This is a genomic window from Thalassospira sp. GB04J01, from assembly GCF_000751115.1.
GTDB classification, from domain to species: domain Bacteria; phylum Pseudomonadota; class Alphaproteobacteria; order Rhodospirillales; family Thalassospiraceae; genus Thalassospira; species Thalassospira lucentensis.
Window position 1 is genome coordinate 248,237 of sequence record NZ_CCDX020000015.1, and the last position, 19,771, is coordinate 268,007.

Genomic DNA, 19,771 nt, shown 5'->3' on the forward strand with positions numbered 1-19,771 from the left:
ACGCCACAATCATATGATTGAAATCTTAACACGTTGTCACTTTTGACGAATTGCCATATTTTGCAAGAATCAAGTTTAAACACGTCCGGAACAAGCAGGTAGCAACATTGAAGCTGAAGTTTTGGCAACGCAATGTCGATGATGACGACGATTTGTCCGAAGACGACAACGCGTCCGAATTCCAGATGCCACCGGGTCATCACCTTAGCTTTGGTATCCGCATGCGGGCAAAGTGGGAAGGGTACGATGATCCGGTTGAATACTATCTGCTTCAGCTTGAAATAGATGCCTATGCCGATTGGCTGCGCAAAATGCGGGTATTCCTTGCCCGTCCTGTCGAGCCGGAACTGGGCGAACTTGACCTTGATGACGAAATCGGGCGCTGGCCGCCTGAGCGCATCAGGCTGTATGACAAATTGTTCGATCACGGGATCATGATCCCGGGAGGGCATGAATATGCACTCGAGCTGGCCAAGCCGCTGGCACTTGATGAGACGTTAAGTTGTCTGGAAATTGGGGCGAAGCTTGGCGGGGTGGCACGTATTCTGGCAGATCGGCTGGGGGTTTGGGTCACGGCGTATGAGCAGGACGGTGAATTGGCGCTGCTTGGTATGGAACGTTCAGTTCAGTCGGGGGTTCAGAAAAAAGTTCCCGTTCAGGTGTTTGATCCGCGCGCCCCGGAATTGCGCAAAGCGTATTTCAACGTTGTCTATTCCTATGGGGAGTTGTTCAAAATCCCGGAAAAGGACGCCTTTCTTCCTGCGATTGCGGATACCTTGCGTGACCACGGACAGATATTGCTGACCGATTACGTGCTGACCCGTGATCTCGATGAGGCAGAGCTCGGAAAATGGGCCAAGTTGGAAGGCGAGGAGCTGTTTCCATGGACGGCACAGGAATACAAAGAAAAATTAGGCGCACTTAAATTTGACATCCGTATTGCCAAAGATGAGTCGGAAACGCATCTGGCTCATATAAAAATGGCGTGGATGACCTTGTTGTCGGACATCCAAAAGAGCGGTTTAGACCCCGATGTGATGGATTATATGGTTTCTGAGATGGAAATGTGGATGAATCGCGTAAAAATGCTTGAAAATGGGTCGCTAGCCTTTTATCGGTTCTACGCAACGATCAGGTGATCGGTAAGGTTTTAGATTGCTGCTGGCGCTTTTATAGGGATTTGTCCCGATTTCTGTCGCCGCAACCTGTTTTAGGTGTTGACAGGGGCGAGTCCTACTTCTATTTTCCGGCTTCCTCGAAGGGGCCAAGTTTCTAAGGTTTAAGATTATGAAGATCCGGAACTCATTGAAATCCGCTAAGCTGCGGGAAAAGGGCTGCCGTATCGTGCGCCGCCGTGGCCGCGTATACGTGATCAATAAAAAGAACCCGCGTTTCAAGGCGCGTCAGGGTTAATTCCCGGCATCTTGACCGCAAAGGTTTTACAAAACGCCGCATTGGTTTTCCAATGCGGCGTTTTGTTTTATCTGCTTTCGGGGGATGTGCTGTCTTTCGCTGCGTCATCGATGCCGTCAATCAAAACTTTATAGACGGCTGTTGTTTCGCTTCGGCCACGCAGAAGAACTTCCTTGGCTGGTATGGCCTGTGACGGATTGCTGAGCCTGCTATATGTGCTCTCTCCGATCAGTATTTTCGTTCCCAGTTCCTTGTTCATCGCTTCAAGGCGGGCGGCACTGTTTACGGCATCGCCATTGACGGTAAAGGAAAGCCTGCCCGGCGCGCCAACGCTGGCGGCAACCAGTTCACCGGTATTTACCCCGCAGCGGCACCGTAAAGTTGTTTCCTTGAACTGTTTGGCATGAACCATCTTTTGCAGGGAAATGGCCGTTTCAACAGCGGCATCGGCATGGTTGGGCAGTTCGCCAACCGCGTTAAACACCGCAAGGATCGCGTCGCCCTGATATTGGGTGATAATCCCTTTGTTGGCTTCGATCACTGCCGTAGCATCCGTGAAGTAGGCATTCAGAATATCAACAACATGCTGCGGGTCTGCTTTCTCACTCATGCTGGTGAAGCCCTGCAAATCAACAAAAAGCGTTGTCGCAATGCACTTATGCGGTGGGATTGTTCCGACATCGCTTTGTGATGCCAAAAGTTGCTCGGCAATTGCCGGGGGCAGGAACTTACCAAACAGGCGTCCGATCCGTTCGCGGTCATGTAGTGTGACGACCATTTGGTTAAAGGACGTCGCTGCATCGTTAAATTCTGTGATGTAGCTTTCTGGAAGGTGGGGCAGGGATGTTAGATTGCCTTCTTCAAGCTGGCGGGTGGCGGCGGAAAACCGCTTAAGAGGGCGCGAGAAATAGTGGGCAATCACAGCCGCGCCGATTAGGGCACCAATGAACACAACAACGCCGATCCACAGCAGAATATCAAGGCGACGACCTTCTGCTGCGAAGACAGACGGCGCAAAATGCATTCCAAAGGTGATCGGCGTCGCAGACGACTGTGATGCTTTGCGGGTGACGATAATGTTGTAAGTCGAATTGATGATTACCTGCGATACATCAAGGCGTTGATCCAAAGCGAGTTTAAGGCCGTCACCAAGGTCAAGCGGTTTCCATCTGGCACGCTGGGAAAGGATCGGATCGCCGATTTGATCAAGTTGCGGAAGGACGCTTGTCGCTTCTTCAAGCGTCTCGGGGACAAAGGCTGAATCCTCGGCGCGCATATTGACCCGTTGCCAGTTTGAAAGGCTTGGATGGGCGATGATGTGATTTTCAACCATGATGAAGGCTGTCCGTCCATCGCCTTGCTCCTGCATTGGAAGGTCACGCGACAAGCCGGGCAGGGTCAGGTACTGGATCAGGACACCAAGATATTCGCCGTTCTGAAAAAGCGGGATGGCTTCACCAATCACGACCTGACGAAGTGCGCTTTGCCAGTAAGGGAAAAGCGTTTGGCTCTTGGCTGGACCAGTCTCGGGGAAAAGTTCTGCAATCTGTCTGTCGAACAGATCGGCCTTGGTTTTTAAAAACTTATGTGTCTTTGGATCATAGCCAAGAAATTCACCATCCGGTGTTGTCATTCCGATGGCGGCGATATCGGTTTCACCGGCAATCAATGACGGGATATTATCGGTCCAGAAAGACGGGTTGCGCGGATTGACAAGACCCTCGGCAGTTTGTGTTGCGACCCAGTTATTGCGATCGGCAAGTCGGATCAGGCGTTTTTCGACAGTGCGTTCCGCCTCGGCAAGGTCTGCACTGGTCATGCTGATCCAAAGATCGCGGGTATTTTCAACCGCGGTCTGTAGACCAACATAAAGCGACAGACCAACACCAACTACACTGCAAAGCAACAAGCCCCCCAGCAAAACGCCAAAAATGGAAAAGCGTCCGTGACGTTTTGCCAAACTGTTTCCCCCAAGTTTAATGGAAATGCGATGATGCCTGTCCATTTTGAACATGCTTATCTTACCATTCAATTCATCAGCTTATGTACTTTTGATGAGCATGGAAAGAGGGCAGTCAACTCTGGGTAGGTATGCACTGTTCAGTGTGTTTTGACGTTATGATAGGCCGAGCAAGTCCGACGGCACTGTATAAAGCTCGGTCATGCTATGGCGCCCCCGCAGCAGAACTTCACCTGCCTTGATCACTCTGTCTGGGTTGGAAAGTAGGATACGCGTACTTTCTGATATCAAAACATCAGTATGAAGCACCTTGTTCTCTTGTTCCAGACGCGACGCCGTGTTGACCGCATCGCCGTGAACCGTAAACGACAGCCGTGCCTTCGCACCGACGTTCCCGGCCACCATGTTACCGGTATTTACCCCGCATCGGCAACGGATCGACAATCCTTCAAATGTTCTGCTATGGACTTCTTTTTGTAGGGCAATTGCGCTGTCGAGGGCGGCATCAGCGTGATTTTCCAGGTCATCGAACACATTATAAACCGCAAGGATAGCATCGCCCTGAAACTGGGTGATGATGCCGCCATGCGATTCGATAATGCTTGTCGCACAATCAAAATAGGCGTTGAGCATCGAAATGATCTGATTTGGGTCGAGAGTCTCGCACATCGATGTAAACCCGGCGATGTCGATAAACAGGACCGTTGCTTCTGTTTGTTGTGGGGGTAGTGCCCCGGAATCTGTCCCTGATGCCAAAAGTTTTTTGGCAATGGATTGCGGGACGAACTTACCAAACAGACTTGTGATACGTTCGCGGTCATGAACCGCAATCATCATGTGATTGAAGGATCGGGCGGCATCGTCATATTCGCGAATTCGGCTACCTTCAAGTTGAGGTACATCGGCAGACGCGATTGCTTCGTCTTCGAACGCACGTGCCGCGGCCGCGAACTTTCGGATGGGTTTTGTGAACTGGCGTGACATCACAATCGCGACGAGGATGGCAAGCACTAGAACACCACCTCCCAGAATGGATGCCAATACGAGCCGTTCCCATTCATCGTTAAACAGTTCCTCGTCGAAATGCATGCCGATGATGATGGGTGAAATGGCAGCGTTTTCGACCTGTCGTGTAACGATCAGGTTGTACTTGCCATCAAGTTCAAGACCGGAAAGCTGAATGCCTTTTCCTTTTTCCCCGTCGTCATCGCGTTCGGTTTTGATCCTTTCGGATTTGCCGATATTGGCCAGAACCGGATCACTGATGTCATTTATGGTTGGAAGGGGGATCGGGCTGCGCGCAATGTTCGCATCATCGATGAGTTTGGTTGCGGTGTTTGTGCCCCAGTCACGCAAACCCGGATGTGCCATCACCCGATTGCCGCCAATCAGGATAAAAGGTGTTCCGGGTAAGTCTTCGCGCCCTCTAATCAGGCTATCGGACAGGTTCGAGAGCGATAGATATTGTATGAAGGTTCCAAGGTAATGCCCGTCATTAAATAACGGGACCCAGCTGGTTAACACGGTTTTGTCGAAATATGGGTCCCAGCGGGGAAAGCCGGTTCTACTGGTCGCTGGTCCGCGTATCTGGGCCAATTCGGAAAATAGCATATCGTCCATTGGAAGGGTGCGGTGGATGACGCTCATATCATCGGGGTTGTAGCCGATAAACTGCCGTTCACCGGTGACAATGCCATAGGCCATGACATCCATATTTGCCGCGGCAAGCGCGCGCATTGCATTGTTCCAGCCGTATTGGAAGCTGGGGTCAAGCGCACCGTCGGCAACTTGCTCGGCGACCCAGTTTGATCTTTTGTCAACCTCATCCATGCGTTCCTGCATGGTGCGTTGAACTGATGTCAGATCGACATCTGCAAGCATCACCCAAAGATTGCGGGTGTTCTCATAGGCCGCTCCAAGCCCGACATAAAGGGCCAAGCCGACGCCCAGAATGCTGGTGGCGGAAAAACCGGCAAGAAGGACAGAAAGGACGGAATATCTACGTTTTGACGTCACTCGGTGTTTCTTCCTGAAAAGAAGGTTCCCCAACCTTGAGAGGCAGTTTAGCGGCGATCGAATTTAGTTGAAAGGATGATCGAACTCGACGTGCGTTTTATTCCCGCAAGCCCACCAATCCGGTCAAGTACGGTATCTAGTTCCTCGGATGTATCTGCCGCAATTTCCGCGATTAGATCGAACTCCCCGGCAATCGCAAGACAGCGAATGCAGTGGGGGATTTTCTGTAGTGCGCCAACAACACCCGCAGATTGCTTTTGTTCAAGCTGGATCATGACTTCGGCCAGAAGAACCGGGCGTGCCTGATCACCAAGTTGAACGGTATAGCCCATAATTGTCTGTGACTTTTCAAGCCGTTCAAGACGTTCCTGAACAGCACTGCGCGATAATCCAACGTCGCGCGCAAGGGCGGCAATCGGAATACGTGCATTTTCCTGTAACCTGGCAATCAGGCGACGGTCGGTTTCATCAAGTCGGCGTTTCATCGGGTATGCCCATAAAAATGACGGTATATTCAATGATTTTGACAGTATCGCCGGGTTGTAAGCGTCAGTCCAGCAGCGGACGATAAAAGGGTCATAAACAAAACGTTATCAGGACAAGCACGGCATCGGAAACATGGCTGTTTGTTTATTGTGTGTTGATCTGGGAGTGAACGAAAATGAAAAAGATTTTAATCCTTGGGGCTGGTAAAATCGGGCGTATTGCCGCCGTCATGCTCAATGAAAGTGGCGATTATGCGGTGACACTAGCCGATGCCAATGGCGACATGCTGGAATTCTGCGCGCAGGATAATGCAGCAACGCTTGTAAAGGTTGATGTTACAGATGAAGCCGCCCTGACCGAGGTTGCCCTTGGGCATGATGCCATCTTGTCGACCTGTCCGTTTTATCTGAACGTGGCGATTGCCCGTGTGGCGGGCGCAGTCGGGGCATCCTATTTTGATGTGACCGAGGATGTTGAAACCACCCGTGCCATCCGTGAAATCGCCGAGGGGGCAAGCAGCGCGTTTGTGCCGCAATGTGGTCTTGCACCGGGATTTATTTCAATTGCTGCCCATGACCTGTTTAAGCGGTTTGATAGCGTGCAGAAACTGCGTCTTCGGGTTGGGGCGTTACCGCAAAATCCGACCAACCGTTTGAAATATAACCTGACCTGGTCAACTGACGGGCTGATCAACGAGTACCTCAACCCGTGTGAGGCCATCCTCAATGGCAAACGTGTCGAGGTGCTTCCGCTTGAAGGATATGAACGCTTCACAATTGATGGCACAGAATACGAAGCCTTCAATACGTCGGGTGGGGTTGGGGCATTGTGCGACATGCTTCAAGGTAAGGTCGCCAATCTTGATTACAAAACAGTGCGTTACCCGGGGCATCAGGAAATCCTGAAAATTCTGATCGAAGATCTACGTTTGGGCGAACGTCCCGATATGATGAAAGAAATTTTTGAAAACGCCCTTCCGATTACCCAGCAGGATGTGATTGTCATCTTTGCCGATGTGGTTGGTATGAGAAATGGGGACCTGTGCGAAGAAAACTTCATCCGCAAAGTGCATGGTACTGAAATTGGTGGTCAAAAGTGGTCAGCGATCCAGATTACGACCTCTGCCGGGTTATGCGCGCTGATCGATATGGTTTTGACCCAACAGCTCCCGGGGGCTGGCTATGTTCGTCAGGAAGAAGTTGGTCTTGATGATTTTCTCGCCAACCGGTTTGGCCGGTATTTCAGTCACGACGGATAGGCGTTAACCTTTCCGGCATTGCTTTATCGATGTCCATAAAATCCTCTGAATGGAAGTTCGGAGGATTTTTTCTGGTTTTTTCGAGGATTACGGTGAATTTCTGAGAGATTGAAAGATGAAATTCACCGTGGCGCAGGATGGTATTGCATCAATGCAACCGTTGGGCATGGCCACGAGCAAGAATTTATGGCAAAGACGTGGTTTGTTAACGCTTGGCCCGTATGGTGACGGGATAAATTGATACTCTAACGGCGAAGGCATCTCTTGTCTGATTTCGGCAACATATTCCGGTCTGCGATGGACCTGTATGAAGCAGGCCAGCTTGCGGAGGCTGAACAAGCCTGTCGCAAGATGACACGCGCATTTCCACAGGCAGCAGAAGCAATGCATCTTGCCGGTCTTGTCGCCATGCGTCAGGGAAATCAGGCCGTTGCTGCCGAACGAATGGGGCGTGCGGCCATCGCCGACGCCAACAGTGCCGAAATCCAGCATGATCACGCACAAGCCTTAAAAGCCGTTGGTAAATTGCGTGATGCAATTGGTGCGTTTAAACGCGCCATACGGCTGTGTCCGGATGCACCAGCACTTTATTGCAATATCGCCAATACCTATCGCCAGCTTGGTGAACTCGACGCAGCACGGGAAAATTACCAACATGCGTTGGAATTGGCCCCTGACGTTGCAGAAATTCACGCCAACTATGCCGCCTGCCTTTATGCGTTGGGCGATGTTGCCGGGGCTGAAACGTCCTGTTTAACTGCGCTTAAAATGCGCGATGATATCGTCAATGCACTCGTTCTGATTGGCCAAATCAGGCTTGATCAGGGACGAACGGTTTCTGCCAGCGAGCCGTTGCGCCGCGCGCTTGATCTTGAGCCCGGTCATCAACGGGCCTTAACGGCCTATGGTGACGCACTTTTCCGTTTGGGACAGTTTGCCGGGGCGCAGCATTGTTTGCGTCAGGTTCTTGCGCTTGATCCCACCGATGCGCCCGCCCGCCGGACTTTGGCATTGCTCAATTTGCGGGTAGGGCAGGGAACAGAAGCCATTGGCGCGCTTGAACCACTTTTACAGGCCAACCCCGAAGACCCTCAACTTTTACTGATGATGGGTGAGGCGCTCAGCATTGTGGGCCGTCATAGCGAAGCCGTTGAACGGTTTGGCGCGGCAATCGGTGTTGGTGGCGGCGATGACGCTGTATTTCGCCTTGCTGTCGAATTGGCCGAAGAAGGTGATACTGCATCGGCGCAATCGGTCTTGCAAAACGGCATTGATCGCAAGATCGCAGCAGGCGAAAACGCCGCCCTGTTTAGGACGGCCCGCCGGTTGCTGTTTGCGCCCGTGCCGACCAACATTGCGGCACAGAATGACGAAGTCGTTCGTGAGCTGCTTGACGACACGATGGATGAAGACTCGCTTGAACCGGGGCTGGAGTACGTCGGTGCAGACCGCATTGATCCTACTATTCTGACACGCTTTCCGCCAGTTTGGCGTGCTGCCCTTCGTCCTGAAGGTGACAAGCAACTGCGCGCGGTTGGTCATTACTGGGAGCAGCTGGTGTCGGGATACGACGTGCCCGAAGTCAGCAAGGACAAGGTCCATAACGGCGGTAAAATCCGCATCGGGGTCGTTTCCGCCAATATGTGCGAAAATGGTATCGGACGCTGGATTGTCGGGCTTGTGGATGCGATTGACCGGGATCGGTTTGACGTTACCGTGATCCGTCCGCCAACTGGTGAAGACGATATTACTGCGCGTATTGACGAACATGCCGATCTTGTCGTGCCATTGCCACTTGATCCATTGCATTCCGCGCGCGTGATTGCCGGACTTGATCTTGATGTGTTGCATTATGTCGATCCGCAGGCCGATGCCTATACAATGCTGCTGGCAAGCTGGCGTTTGGCCCCGATGCAGATTTCCGGTGGCGGTATTGCCGCAACCAGTGGTCTTTCCAATATCGATTATCATTTGATAGCCGAAGACTGGGAAACCGCAGGCGGCGAAAAACGGTTTAGCGAAAAATTGATTCGGTTACCCGGATTGTTTGTCAATGCCACACGGCCAGATGACCTTGGTCTGACAACGACCGATCTGCAGCGGCATTGGCGCCTGGCGCAAGATAGAAATACCTATTTGTGTCCGCAGCCATTGGATGTTTTGACCGCCGAATTTGATCCGTTGATTGCCGAAATCCTGCGACTTGATGAAACGGCTGAACTTATTTTAATCGCACCGGAACGCGATAGCTGGGACGCGGCATGGGGGCGACGGTTTGCTGTTAATTATGCCGACGTTGCGGGACGCATGCGGTTTGTTTCGGTGCGCAATCGGTCCGATATGTTGTCGCTTTTATGTGCGGTTGATGTGGTGCTTGAAAGTCCGGCATGGAATGATGCGATGCTGGCGTTTGATTGCCTTGGGCTTGGCGTGCCACTGGTGACCCTGCCCGGTAGTGCAGCCCGGTCACGGCGCAGTCATACCTGTTATCGTCAGATTTCAGTGTTTGATTGTGTGGCCTATCATTCTGCCGATTACGTTGATACCGCCCTTACGCTGGCGACGGATAAACGTCGCCGTTCGGTCGTCTCACAAGCTATCCGGAGCCGATCCCACATCCTGTTTGGGCAAAAATCATCCTTTGATGCTTACATGCAGTTTCTTGAGAAAACCATTCAACCGGCCTATGCCTAATCCCGATGTATGAGGATAGGTGGCCGGTTGATTTGATGTTTCATCAAGGTTTTCAGCAAAAGCTTGCGTCAGCTTAATGCGTCGATATCTGCTTCTGACAGAGCGGCGGGGACGATGGTTAATGGCAACCGCAACTGACCAACCGTGTCGCTTTTGGTCAGGTCGGTGATAAGCGGGCCGGGGCCCTCGGAATTGGTGCCAGCTGCGAGAACAAGAATGGAAATCTGTTCTTCTTCTTCAAGCAACGTCAGCAATTCGTCCTTCAGGCGGCCTTCGCGAATAAACAGAAGCGGCATGGCGCCGGTTTGTTCATGGACATAGGCGGCAAGTTCATTGACACGAGCTTCTGCCTCCTCGCGGGCTTCTTCCTTCATCAGGTCGCCAACAGCGACCCAGTGCTGAAATTCTGCAGGTTCAATAACACTCAATAACGCAACGCGACCGCCTGTATGTTGCGCACGGCGGCAGGCATAACGAAGTGCCTTGGTCATCTCGTCACTGTCATCAACCACAACAAGAAACGTTCGGTTTGTTGATGTGCGCAGTTCCGCATCTGCATCGTGTGAAGTCATATGTAAGCCCTGATTAGTTTACCTGATCGGCAATCATGGCACTGAGTGTGGGACAGCGTCATTGGCCAGTTCCATAAAGTGTGCCGTAATTCGAGGCCTGTTTCCAAGCTGTTTTTTAGCTCGTCGGGTAAAGAATTATCTATTGCGCAAGTGCGAGATAATTGCTGCGAGCGCACAGTCAGATATTTTGAAAGCAGGCAATAAGGGACGTTAGCCTTGTCAGGCGACGGTTTGGGAAATTATCCCTTGCGGAAGACGACGCTTGCGACCCAGCCAGAAATCACGGCAATGATCACGGCAATGATGCCGTAAAGTGCCGAGTAACGGTGGGCAAAGTCATAGACTTCTGCGCTAACCCCGGTTTTGGAAACCACCAGCGGGGTTGTTTTGACACTGGCAATGCGTCCGTCTCGGATCAAATAGACATTGATCATGTAGGTGCCGGTCGGTGTGTTGGCCGGGAAATGGATGTCGGTCCGGAACAGCTGGTTTGACAAAAAGCTGATTTTTGCCGGGCGCTGGTTAAACAAGCCAACGTTTTGCATGTTGCGCACCAGCGCGTCACGATAGGCCTTCTGGTCGACTTCCGTGATGTCGGTGGCTGCGATAAAACGCTGATGTTCCAGGCCAATACGATAATCTCTGAGCACATTATCGTTGGCGATAATGTCCATCGGCCGGTTTGATGCACTGGCGTAATATGTCGGAACGTTTTTGAAGGTTGCACTTTCGCGGTTCACCCATATTCCGACAGTGCGTTCCTTGCGCCGCACGACCATATCCTGATCGGGGCCGCGCACAGTGACGATAATGTCGCCTTCGTTCTGAACCGCACCAAACAGCAGAACATCGGTGCCGGTAAAGCCGGTTGTGATGGCAACAAGGTGGTTTGACAAATCCACCACCAGCGCATCGGCACGGCTGTTCTTAAGCGGCAAGGTCGCTGCGATGACGGTAACAGCAGCCATGAATGCGATGCGAAACATGTGCGGGGAAAATGACATCACAGGTTTCCCGGCATGATCGAATAAAGCTCGCTTGGTTCGATCACCAAATCAAACAACAGTTTGAGACAGACCGACAGGACAAGCAAACCAAGGAGTGCACGAAGGTGTTCTGCCTTCAGGCGCGATCCGAACCGCGCGCCAAACTGTGCGCCAATCACCCCACCAATCAAAAGCAGGGTCGCAAGGGCGACATCAACCGTTTGGGTCTGGATCGACTGCAGGAATGTGACGTTCGCAGTTACAAAGATGATTTGAAAAAGCGACGTACCGATCACGACACCGGTCGGCATACCAAGAAGGTAAATCATGGCAGGCACCATGACAAAGCCGCCGCCAACCCCCATCAGGGCTGTCAGCATGCCGACAAAGAATCCAATGACAAGGGGTAAAAGCGCACTGATGTAAAGGCCCGAACGGTAAAACCGCATTTTGAACGGCAGGCCATGAATATAGCTGTGCTGGTGTTTTTTACGGCGGCGGATACCACCACCTTTGCGGCGCGTGCGAAAAATGGCGCGCGATGCCTCAAACAGCATCATGCCGCCAATGATGCCAAGGAAGATCACATAGCAAAGCGAAATCACAAGATCGATCTGCCCGAGTGATCGCAACCAGGCAAAGACCCAGACACCAACCGTTGATCCGACGATGCCGCCGACCAACAGAACCAGCCCCATCTTCAGGTCAACATTACCGCGTCGCCAATGGGCGAAAACACCCGATACTGACGATGCGACGATCTGGTTTGCTGCCGTGGCAACAGATACTGCCGGGGGGATACCATAAAAAATCAAAAGCGGCGTAATCAAGAATCCGCCGCCGACGCCAAACAGGCCAGACAAAAAGCCTACCCCGCCGCCCAGTCCCAGAATAAGGAATATATTTACCGATATTTCGGCAATCGGGAGATAGATTTGCATCTTGGGGAGGCTAACAGCGTTTGATTGATTGTTATTATTCAGTCTAACATATTGTGCAAATGCAACAATCGCCAATTGGCGCTTTATCACACAGAAACCGCTTTTTTTATAAGGTCCTTCATGTCGACATCTTCAAGTGATGATTTTGATGTAATTTTGGATGCGCGGGGCTTGATTTGCCCGATGCCCGTGCTCAAGGCGAAAAAAGCCCTCCGGGATGTTCCAGCGGGCGGTATGCTTAAGGTTATGGCCACAGATCCGGGGTCGGTGGCGGATATGAAAGCATTCTGTGAGATGACCGGAAACCGGTTGCGATCGTCTGAGAAATCCGATGACGTTTTCATTTATCATATTGAAAAAGTTGCGCCCTGATCCGGGATCGCAAAATACCATCGATGCGGAACATCTTTTCTACATCTGTCTGACAATGCACAATGCCCTTGAGAAAGACGATTTCCATGCAAGACGCCCCACAAAAACTGACATGGGTTTCCTGTCGTTTTGACGAGATGACCCCGCATCAGGTTTACAGCCTGCTAAAGTTGCGCCAGCAAATCTTTATCATCGAACAGGAATGCATTTTCCCCGAGATTGATGGTCTTGATCCGCTGTGCGATCACATCATTGCTCTTGATGGTGAGGTTGTTCTCGCCGCCGTTCGCATCGTCGGACCGGGCATTGATCCTGATCATGTAGAACAAGGCGACCGACCTGCCATTGGCCGTGTCGTGGCAAGTGAAGTTTTGCGCGGGAAGGGGATGGGGCGCGAATTGATGACCCATGCGATTGACCATTGCGAACAAAAGTTTTCCGGCAAGGCGATCTATCTTAATGCGCAGCTGTATCTAAAGAAGTTCTACGAAGACCTTGGCTTTATTCAGTTTGGCGAGGTGTACGAGGAAGACGGCATTCCTCACATTTGTATGGAACGCCCGGCGTAATCTGCTTTCTGATACATTGATATGGGTTTGGGAAATGCGCTGATTGTTAGGGATCAGCGCAAGCCGGTCGTTGTCATCCCGGTAAAGAATTCCAGTTGCCAGTTCATGTCATCCTCGCTAAGCGGGTATTGATTGCCGTTGCGTGGATTAAGCGTCTGACTTGGTGGGACGTGGCCCAGTTTGACCTGAATTTTAACGGCAAGGTCGGCAGGTAACCCGGCTTTCCAAGTCAGGGCAACAACCCCTTTGGCCGAATGCGTATTGAGAACCTTTGTCACAGCTTCCGGGGGAATACCGGCAAGCACGGAAAGGGCCGCACGGGCGAATTTAACATCATTGGCGGCAAGAGCTTTGGCGACTTCGTTGTCGGTGAGCTTCTTTTTGGCATGCATGGCAACCGCCTTGTCGTAGGCGGGTTCTTCTTCCTCTTCTCCGGCAGCCGCCGTTGCCGTCGCCGCATCCTTGCCATCGGCTTTGCCTTTGGCCGGTTCAGCCGGTGCGCCTTTTTGGGCTTTCTTCTTGGGCTCTTCGGCAGGGGATTCGCGTTTTTCGAACTCGCCAGATGCAATTCGGCGCTGGACGACTTCGCGCACGGCCTCAAGCTGGTCTTTCTTAAGGTCCTTGCGCCGTTCAAGTACGCTGATCAGGTTTTCTGCAACAAACCGGGCAAGTTTACCCGCCGCAGTTGGCGGCAGTTCCGGGCGCTCGACCAATGGCTGGTGCCATTCTGGATAATCGGGGGCACGGTCAATCAGTTGATCAAGGGTTTCTTCGCGGATTTGTGCCGAACGGTTGCCCAAAAGATGCGAAATCGCGTCTTTGTCACTACTCGCAGCAATGGCATCTGCCAGTTTTTCGCCGACATTGCGTCGACGCGAAACAAAGCTCAGTGCGCCGCGACCAGAACTTCCCTCGATGATTTCAAGAAGGTCGTCTTCGCTTAGAACCGGCGAATATTGCAAGACCGGGCCACACACGACACTTTCGGCATCACGCGCAAGCTGCTGAATGATCGGCTGCGGGGCGTCGGCGATGTCTTTAAGTGTCTGGGCAATAACCTGACGAACATGGACGGCCTGATCGCGCGCCAGTTTATCAAGTGCCTCATAGGTCATGCGGCGGAGTTTGTCGCTTTCGTTGGGCGTCAAGCCAGCCGAAAGGTGGGCGATTTTTTCGGCAAGGCTTCCACGAACGCTGTCATCTGTATCGTCGGTTAGAAAGACGTCAGCTTGTACCGGCGTTGCTTCGTTGGCGGCAATATGCCGACGCACCGAAGAATCGGTGTCGTTGGCAAGGAAATACAGGATTTCAGGGCGCGTATCATGGCGCTGGGCAAGCGTTCCGCGCACACCGGCATCGGGACTTGCCGCCATTTCCTTGGCTTCGTCGTAGGTGATGGGGGTTTCGCGTCGCTTGGTAAATACCCGCTGCAAAAATCCCTTCATCGGGCATTCCTCCTAATCTTCGATCTTAGCCGAATTGGTTGTACCGGGGGCAGATGCAATGCCAAAGCGGCCCTTGCCGAGTTTTTTAACTTGATACATCGTTTGGTCAGCACGCTGAACAAGGAGTTCCAAATCTTCCCTTGATCCAGCTTCATGCACGGCAATCCCCACTGATATGCCCAGCGGATGGTCCTTGTCACCGGAATACTTCGAAAGTATGGCGCTTTCTTTCATCAGTGTCTTGGCACGATTTGAGGCGGCCGCCACATCTGCACCTTCAAGCCACAAGACAAACTCGTCGCCACCCAGCCGCGCAACCAGATCTGATGGGCGGACATTTTCTTCGAGCACCTTGGTTAAGGCCAGAATGGCTTCATCTCCCACCTGATGTCCGTGGATGTCGTTGACCATTTTGAAGTTGTCCATATCGACATACATCAACGATGCTGGCTCAAGGTCGCGTTGCAGGCGGCTGTGACGGCGTTTGAGTTCATCAAAGAATGCCCGGCGGTTCAGAAGTCCAGTCATACCATCTGTACGTGACAAGGTCAGAATGCGTTCATGCTGAATTGCCTGTTCGATGGCGATGCCGATTTGATCAGCAACTTCCGTCATGATCGCACGTTCGCCGTCATTGGGGTCCGGATGATTACTATCAAACAGGAAGATGACTGCACCATTGTTACGCTGGTGATAGTGGCAGGGCAGGGCAAAGACATGCCAGGTGTCAATCTGGGCATCGAAAACTTCGCCCGATTGTTGGAGTTTCGCTAGTGCTTGTCTGGAAATCTCGTTTGCGTCTTTGTTGTCATCACCTGCCGCGATCTCCAGTTCGTTGGTTTCATCATTGCGTTTGAAAATGACACAATTTGCGCAGGCCAGTGCGCGTGTGCTGGCCTCTGATGCGCCCTTAAGAACCATCAGCGGATCAATTTCATCACGCATTGTCCGCACGATATAGGTCATTAGACGATCACGGTTTCGCGCGATCGATACTTCGCTTTCGCGGCGGCGTTGTTCGGTGATGTCATGCGCAAGCCCGCGGGTGCCGATCCATTTTCCTTCCCGCGAGTAAACCGGTGTTGACGATACCGCAAGACAGGCATCATTGCCGTTTGACCGGCGCAACCATACCGGAACATCGCGCACGGCCTTCTGGGTGCGGAACACGTGTTCGGCATCCTGATCGGCAATATCAAGAATGAAATGACGTGGAAAACGGTCGACGATTTCTTCGGCGCGATAGCCAAGTGCGCCGCGCGGCGAAACAAAGATAAATTTGCCGTTCTCGTCGGTTTCCCAAGCAAATGCGGATGATACTTCGACAATGTCGCGATATCGTTGACGCGAATCAATCAGGGCTTCGCGTAGGTTGCGGTCCATGCTGACATCGCGCGGCAGCAACATCACATGATTGTTGGTCGTCGGAAGCGCTGTTAACTCAAGTGTGGCCGTGCCACGCTGAACTTCAAAGGTCAACATTTCAACTACACCGCCGGGTGTGGTTAACGCGCGTCGGATCAGTTGGTAAATTTCGGGAAACAATCCGTCGCGAATACCATTGGCAAAACCAACCGCATTCTTATTGGCAAACAACGGAACGCCATGCGCATCCATGACAATCACTGGTGCTTCGGCATCTGCCATCACCTTTGGATCAAGCGCAAAAACTTCTGCCTCGTAACCTGTCAGGTCGTCACTATTATGGTCGATGGGGGCAGGATGACGGGTGTTCATGATCGTCCTCCTGAAACTGTTTGACTGCGATCTGTACTGCTTGAGCCCATTTCAAGGTCGCTGTTGGTTGGAGTACTGCCAATGGTTACCGGCGGGCCAAGGTAATACCCTTGACCATAATCAATCCCAAGCTCGCAGACCATCTCGTAACTGGCCTGATCATGGATCATTTCTGCAATCGTATGAATGCCAAGATCACGGCAAAGAAGGGCCGTTGCCTTAAGGAATGCGCGGCCTTTTGGGTTGGCAAGCGCTGTACGCATTGCACCGCCGTCAAACTTGATGATGTCGACGTCAAGGGCGCTCAGATATTCAAAATTGGCTGCCCCGGCGCCAAAATCATCAAGACAAATTTCGTGTCCGCGTGCGCGCAGTTTCTGCAGGCCATTGTTCACGTCCTTAAGCCCACGAATGCGCGATGTTTCGGTTACTTCAAACAGAACATGTTCCGATTTAATATCATACTGATCGAGAAGGTTTATCAAATCAGGCAAGAAATCAGCTTGCTCAAGCGAATGCCCCGAAAGGTTAACCGCGACCGGATAGGGGATTTTATCAGGGGTGTCACGTACATGGTCGAGAACCTTGCGGCTCATCGCCAGATCAAATTCTGTAATCAGGCCCGTGCCCTCGGCAAAGTGAATAATCTGATCAACGGCAAGTGGGCTACTGCCATTGGTGAAGCGCGCCAGGGCTTCGAAATGGTGCATTTCCTGACTGCCCAAATGAACAATCGGTTGCAGGGCGACAGCAAATGAACCGTTTTCAACGATCTCACGAAAGGCGCGAACGGATTTCAATGTTTCCTGAATAAGGTGTGGCAAGCTGGCCGACAGGCGTTCGGCCGATACATCGCTTTGGCTTCGGTGTTGCATACGGTTAAGCGCATAGGCAACCGCGCGCGTCAGGTTGGTTTCACGATCATTGTCGCTACCGACAAAGTTTTCTGTGGCGTCAAACTGATGAAAATTGCGCGCGCTTTCATAGTCACTGCCAAACATATCCTTGTTAGATGATATGGTCTTCTGCTTGCTTGTGAAGGTTTCTGCCATGCCGTTGGTCAGAGACAATAACGCATCTGTCGTTTCACCCGTAGTGGCATCACCCAGATCAACCCGCAATGCGCTGGCATAGGCAACGATCCTGCGTTCAAGTTCGATCATCGGTTCATCAACCGGGTGGATCCGGTCTGACGAGCTTGTACTGGCCGACGCGAACAAGTTCGATGATTGCATGGTGCGCATGCCAATCAAATGGGCTAATTCGTTGGTTGCGGCTGTTTCGGCCTGTGATCGTGATGCCGCTAGGTTTTCAAGCACCACCAGTGCTTCGCTGTGATATTTCGACGATATTTGATCAAGATTTCGAGAAGCCGACAGCTTGTCTGATCCGCGTTTTTGTTCTTGAACCGCACTTTGCAAGATCAATCGATCAATGCCCGAGCGCGCACGCGGTCGGATGGCCCGGTGGCGTGCTGCAATGTAATATCGGCTAGCTGGATTGGCGATCATGTAACCGCTCAGTGACAGCGGCACGATATCCTGTACCGGAGTGCCATCTGCATCAAACAGTTGGAAATCAAGATCAAGTTCTTCAAGCCGTTTTAGGCCAGACCCGCTGTGCAGGTAAGCCCGCAACAGTGGGCGTTCCGACTTCACAACTAGCTTTTCAAGCGCTTCGCCAATCAGGCGGTCCGGAGTGCAGCCCAAAAGACTTTCCGTGGCACCGGCAACAAACAGCACATATCCGTTTTCATCAACTTCCAGCAGCATGTCTGCCCAGCAAAATGCCATTGCAGCCAACAGGTCCTGGTCATTTGTTTCCGCTGAATAGCCAACGCTGTCTGTCATTGAGGACCCATCATCAAAAAACACCTGATCAAAGTAGGTGCGATATTACCTGTATATATTAAATAACAATCCTATAGGGGATATGAAGGATTTGCACATTATTCGCCAAAAAATCAGACAAAAACCCAAAATATCAGACGTTGTCATGCTCGATCGTTGCCGCACGGCTTTCTGAACTGGACAACATGACAGATTCTAGCGTGTGATCAGTCAGGTATCGACGTTTGATATGGGGGCTTGAGCAAAAGAATACGGTGAGGAGGCGAATATTTTTCTCATGCAGGCAGGGCAACTAAAGCGCGCTTGAAGGTCAGGCGGCGTTATGGTCCGTTTGGGCGGATTTTTGATTATTGCGGCCTGCGTGCTTGTTTTTATACATGTCTTTGTCAGCATCGCTTATCAGGTCGGAAATGTCATTCTTGGTGGTGTAGACCGAAAACCCGAAACTGGCCTGAATACGAAGTGGCGTACCATGCCAGATCAGCGGGAAGCGTGCGGTTGCCTGTTGAAGCTGTTTAAGGCGTTTTTCTGCGGCATCGGGGTTGCTTCCGGTCATGAGAATGGCAAATTCGTCGCCACCAAACCGTGCAACAAAATCATCAGCCCGGGTATGAGTTCGCAGGTTTTGGCCAAAATGACGCAAGACTGCGTCGCCCGCCGCGTGGCCGTGCTCGTCATTTACCTGTTTGAAACCATCAAGATCGGCGATCACCATAAGGCCTTTTTCGCCACTGCGCGCCGAGCGGGCAAGAGCTTCGCGGGTTCGGCGCATAAAGCCGCGACGGTTATACAGGCCGGTGAGTTCGTCGGTTTCGACCATTAGCTCAAGCTGGCGAATGCGGTTTTGCTGCTGGTCCAGCCGGGCTTGCATGTCACGCGCCAGATCAACCAGCGTCGACAGTGCGTCGCTTTGCTCGGATTCCTCCGTCGCGCGATTGTTAATCGCAGTCTGTTGCTGAAATTCTTCAGCAAGTTCTGTCAGAAATTCGATTTGCGACTTTTCCATAACCCGTCTGGTAACCCATGACATCAGATTGCGAAACCCGTAAAAGGATGAATACCTTTTTACAGCTGGCTGCGTTACAAGAACCTTAACGCGACACGAAAGAGTTTGTGACGAAGAACAATCGTTCACACACAGGAGATTGAAGAATGAAGACCGGTTTAATGGCAGGACTTTCAGGGAAAATTGCGATTCTCACAGTCGCAGCGGCATTGTCGGCCTGTTCATTTATACAAAAGAATAATTTCACCATTGCCGGTGAAATTACCGATCAGGGACAAGAATGCGTAACTTTCCGTGCCGATGACGGCACATTGTATGCGTTGGCGAACAAGGCAACGAAATTCCGCCCGGGCGACAAGGTTCGTGTCACGGGACATGAAGCCTTGATGACGACCTGCACCGAGGCATCGACGCTTATTGTTGATAAGATCGTTTTGCTTGTGCCTGCGAAATAAATCGGGACTTT

17 protein-coding genes are annotated in these 19,771 nt (G+C 51.8%); 7 read left to right on the forward strand and 10 right to left on the reverse strand.

All coding sequences use genetic code 11. The features are described 5' to 3' along the window. Positions 1-107: 107 nt before the first annotated feature. Complete coding sequence (locus AMM48_RS16950) at positions 108-1,139, forward strand: phosphoethanolamine methyltransferase (RefSeq protein ID WP_101300135.1); 1,032 nt, start codon at positions 108-110, stop codon at positions 1,137-1,139. 148 nt (positions 1,140-1,287) lie between these two features. Continuing rightward, entirely contained in the window at positions 1,288-1,413 is a 126-nt protein-coding gene (gene ykgO, locus AMM48_RS16955) for a type B 50S ribosomal protein L36 (RefSeq protein ID WP_007090004.1), read from the forward strand. Between the two features lie 67 nt (positions 1,414-1,480). Here ykgO and AMM48_RS16960 read toward each other — a convergent pair whose 3' ends face one another. From AMM48_RS16960 to AMM48_RS16970, 3 genes are all read right to left on the reverse strand, one after another. Further along, positions 1,481-3,373 carry an adenylate/guanylate cyclase domain-containing protein gene (locus AMM48_RS16960; protein WP_158246483.1) on the reverse strand — a complete coding sequence of 631 codons (1,893 nt, stop codon included), beginning with the start codon at positions 3,371-3,373 and terminating at the stop codon, positions 1,481-1,483. 156 nt (positions 3,374-3,529) lie between these two features. Then, positions 3,530-5,389, reverse strand: coding sequence for an adenylate/guanylate cyclase domain-containing protein (locus tag AMM48_RS16965; RefSeq protein ID WP_102785001.1), 1,860 nt, complete (start codon positions 5,387-5,389; stop codon positions 3,530-3,532). Between the two features lie 47 nt (positions 5,390-5,436). After that, positions 5,437-5,874, reverse strand: coding sequence for an Lrp/AsnC family transcriptional regulator (locus AMM48_RS16970; RefSeq protein WP_102785002.1), 438 nt, complete (start codon positions 5,872-5,874; stop codon positions 5,437-5,439). 176 nt (positions 5,875-6,050) lie between these two features. Here AMM48_RS16970 and AMM48_RS16975 point away from each other — a divergent pair, with 176 nt between their 5' ends. Then, entirely contained in the window at positions 6,051-7,133 is a 1,083-nt protein-coding gene (locus AMM48_RS16975) for a saccharopine dehydrogenase C-terminal domain-containing protein (RefSeq protein WP_102785003.1), read from the forward strand. A 264-nt stretch (positions 7,134-7,397) separates the two neighbouring features. Continuing rightward, a complete protein-coding gene (locus tag AMM48_RS16980; RefSeq protein WP_244271272.1) occupies positions 7,398-9,827 on the forward strand; it encodes a tetratricopeptide repeat protein in 2,430 nt (809 codons plus the stop codon). A gap of 68 nt (positions 9,828-9,895) precedes the next feature. Here AMM48_RS16980 and AMM48_RS16985 read toward each other — a convergent pair whose 3' ends face one another. The 3 genes from AMM48_RS16985 to AMM48_RS16995 all read right to left on the reverse strand — a co-directional run bounded on the left by AMM48_RS16985 (position 9,896) and on the right by AMM48_RS16995 (position 12,326). Beyond that, positions 9,896-10,399, reverse strand: coding sequence for a universal stress protein (locus AMM48_RS16985; RefSeq protein WP_022730588.1), 504 nt, complete (start codon positions 10,397-10,399; stop codon positions 9,896-9,898). Positions 10,400-10,638: 239 nt separating this feature from the next. After that, the gene (locus AMM48_RS16990) at positions 10,639-11,403 is read right to left on the reverse strand and encodes a TIGR02186 family protein (RefSeq protein ID WP_244271273.1); all 765 of its coding nucleotides are present in this window, start codon (positions 11,401-11,403) and stop codon (positions 10,639-10,641) included. After that, entirely contained in the window at positions 11,403-12,326 is a 924-nt protein-coding gene (locus tag AMM48_RS16995; RefSeq protein ID WP_028791257.1) for a sulfite exporter TauE/SafE family protein, read from the reverse strand. Before AMM48_RS16995 ends, AMM48_RS16990 begins: the two co-directional genes overlap by 1 nt. Positions 12,327-12,350: 24 nt before the next feature. Here AMM48_RS16995 and AMM48_RS17000 point away from each other — a divergent pair, with 24 nt between their 5' ends. Both AMM48_RS17000 and AMM48_RS17005 read left to right on the forward strand, forming a co-directional pair. Beyond that, complete coding sequence (locus AMM48_RS17000) at positions 12,351-12,698, forward strand: sulfurtransferase TusA family protein (RefSeq protein ID WP_309471169.1); 348 nt, start codon at positions 12,351-12,353, stop codon at positions 12,696-12,698. 86 nt (positions 12,699-12,784) lie between these two features. After that, entirely contained in the window at positions 12,785-13,267 is a 483-nt protein-coding gene (locus AMM48_RS17005) for a GNAT family N-acetyltransferase (protein WP_102785004.1), read from the forward strand. Positions 13,268-13,320: 53 nt separating this feature from the next. Here AMM48_RS17005 and AMM48_RS17010 read toward each other — a convergent pair whose 3' ends face one another. From AMM48_RS17010 to AMM48_RS17025, 4 genes are all read right to left on the reverse strand, one after another. Further along, the gene (locus tag AMM48_RS17010) at positions 13,321-14,712 is read right to left on the reverse strand and encodes a DUF2336 domain-containing protein (protein WP_102785005.1); all 1,392 of its coding nucleotides are present in this window, start codon (positions 14,710-14,712) and stop codon (positions 13,321-13,323) included. A 12-nt stretch (positions 14,713-14,724) separates the two neighbouring features. Then, the gene (locus tag AMM48_RS17015) at positions 14,725-16,449 is read right to left on the reverse strand and encodes a diguanylate cyclase (protein ID WP_102785006.1); all 1,725 of its coding nucleotides are present in this window, start codon (positions 16,447-16,449) and stop codon (positions 14,725-14,727) included. After that, positions 16,446-18,299 carry an EAL domain-containing protein gene (locus AMM48_RS17020; RefSeq protein ID WP_102785007.1) on the reverse strand — a complete coding sequence of 618 codons (1,854 nt, stop codon included), beginning with the start codon at positions 18,297-18,299 and terminating at the stop codon, positions 16,446-16,448. The genes AMM48_RS17015 and AMM48_RS17020 overlap by 4 nt, the downstream gene beginning before the upstream one ends. Positions 18,300-18,609: 310 nt before the next feature. Beyond that, entirely contained in the window at positions 18,610-19,305 is a 696-nt protein-coding gene (locus tag AMM48_RS17025; protein ID WP_102785008.1) for a GGDEF domain-containing protein, read from the reverse strand. Between the two features lie 146 nt (positions 19,306-19,451). Between AMM48_RS17025 and AMM48_RS17030 the strand changes: the two genes are divergently transcribed. Beyond that, positions 19,452-19,760 carry a DUF5818 domain-containing protein gene (locus AMM48_RS17030; protein WP_102785009.1) on the forward strand — a complete coding sequence of 103 codons (309 nt, stop codon included), beginning with the start codon at positions 19,452-19,454 and terminating at the stop codon, positions 19,758-19,760. The last annotated feature ends 11 nt before the right edge of the window (positions 19,761-19,771 follow it).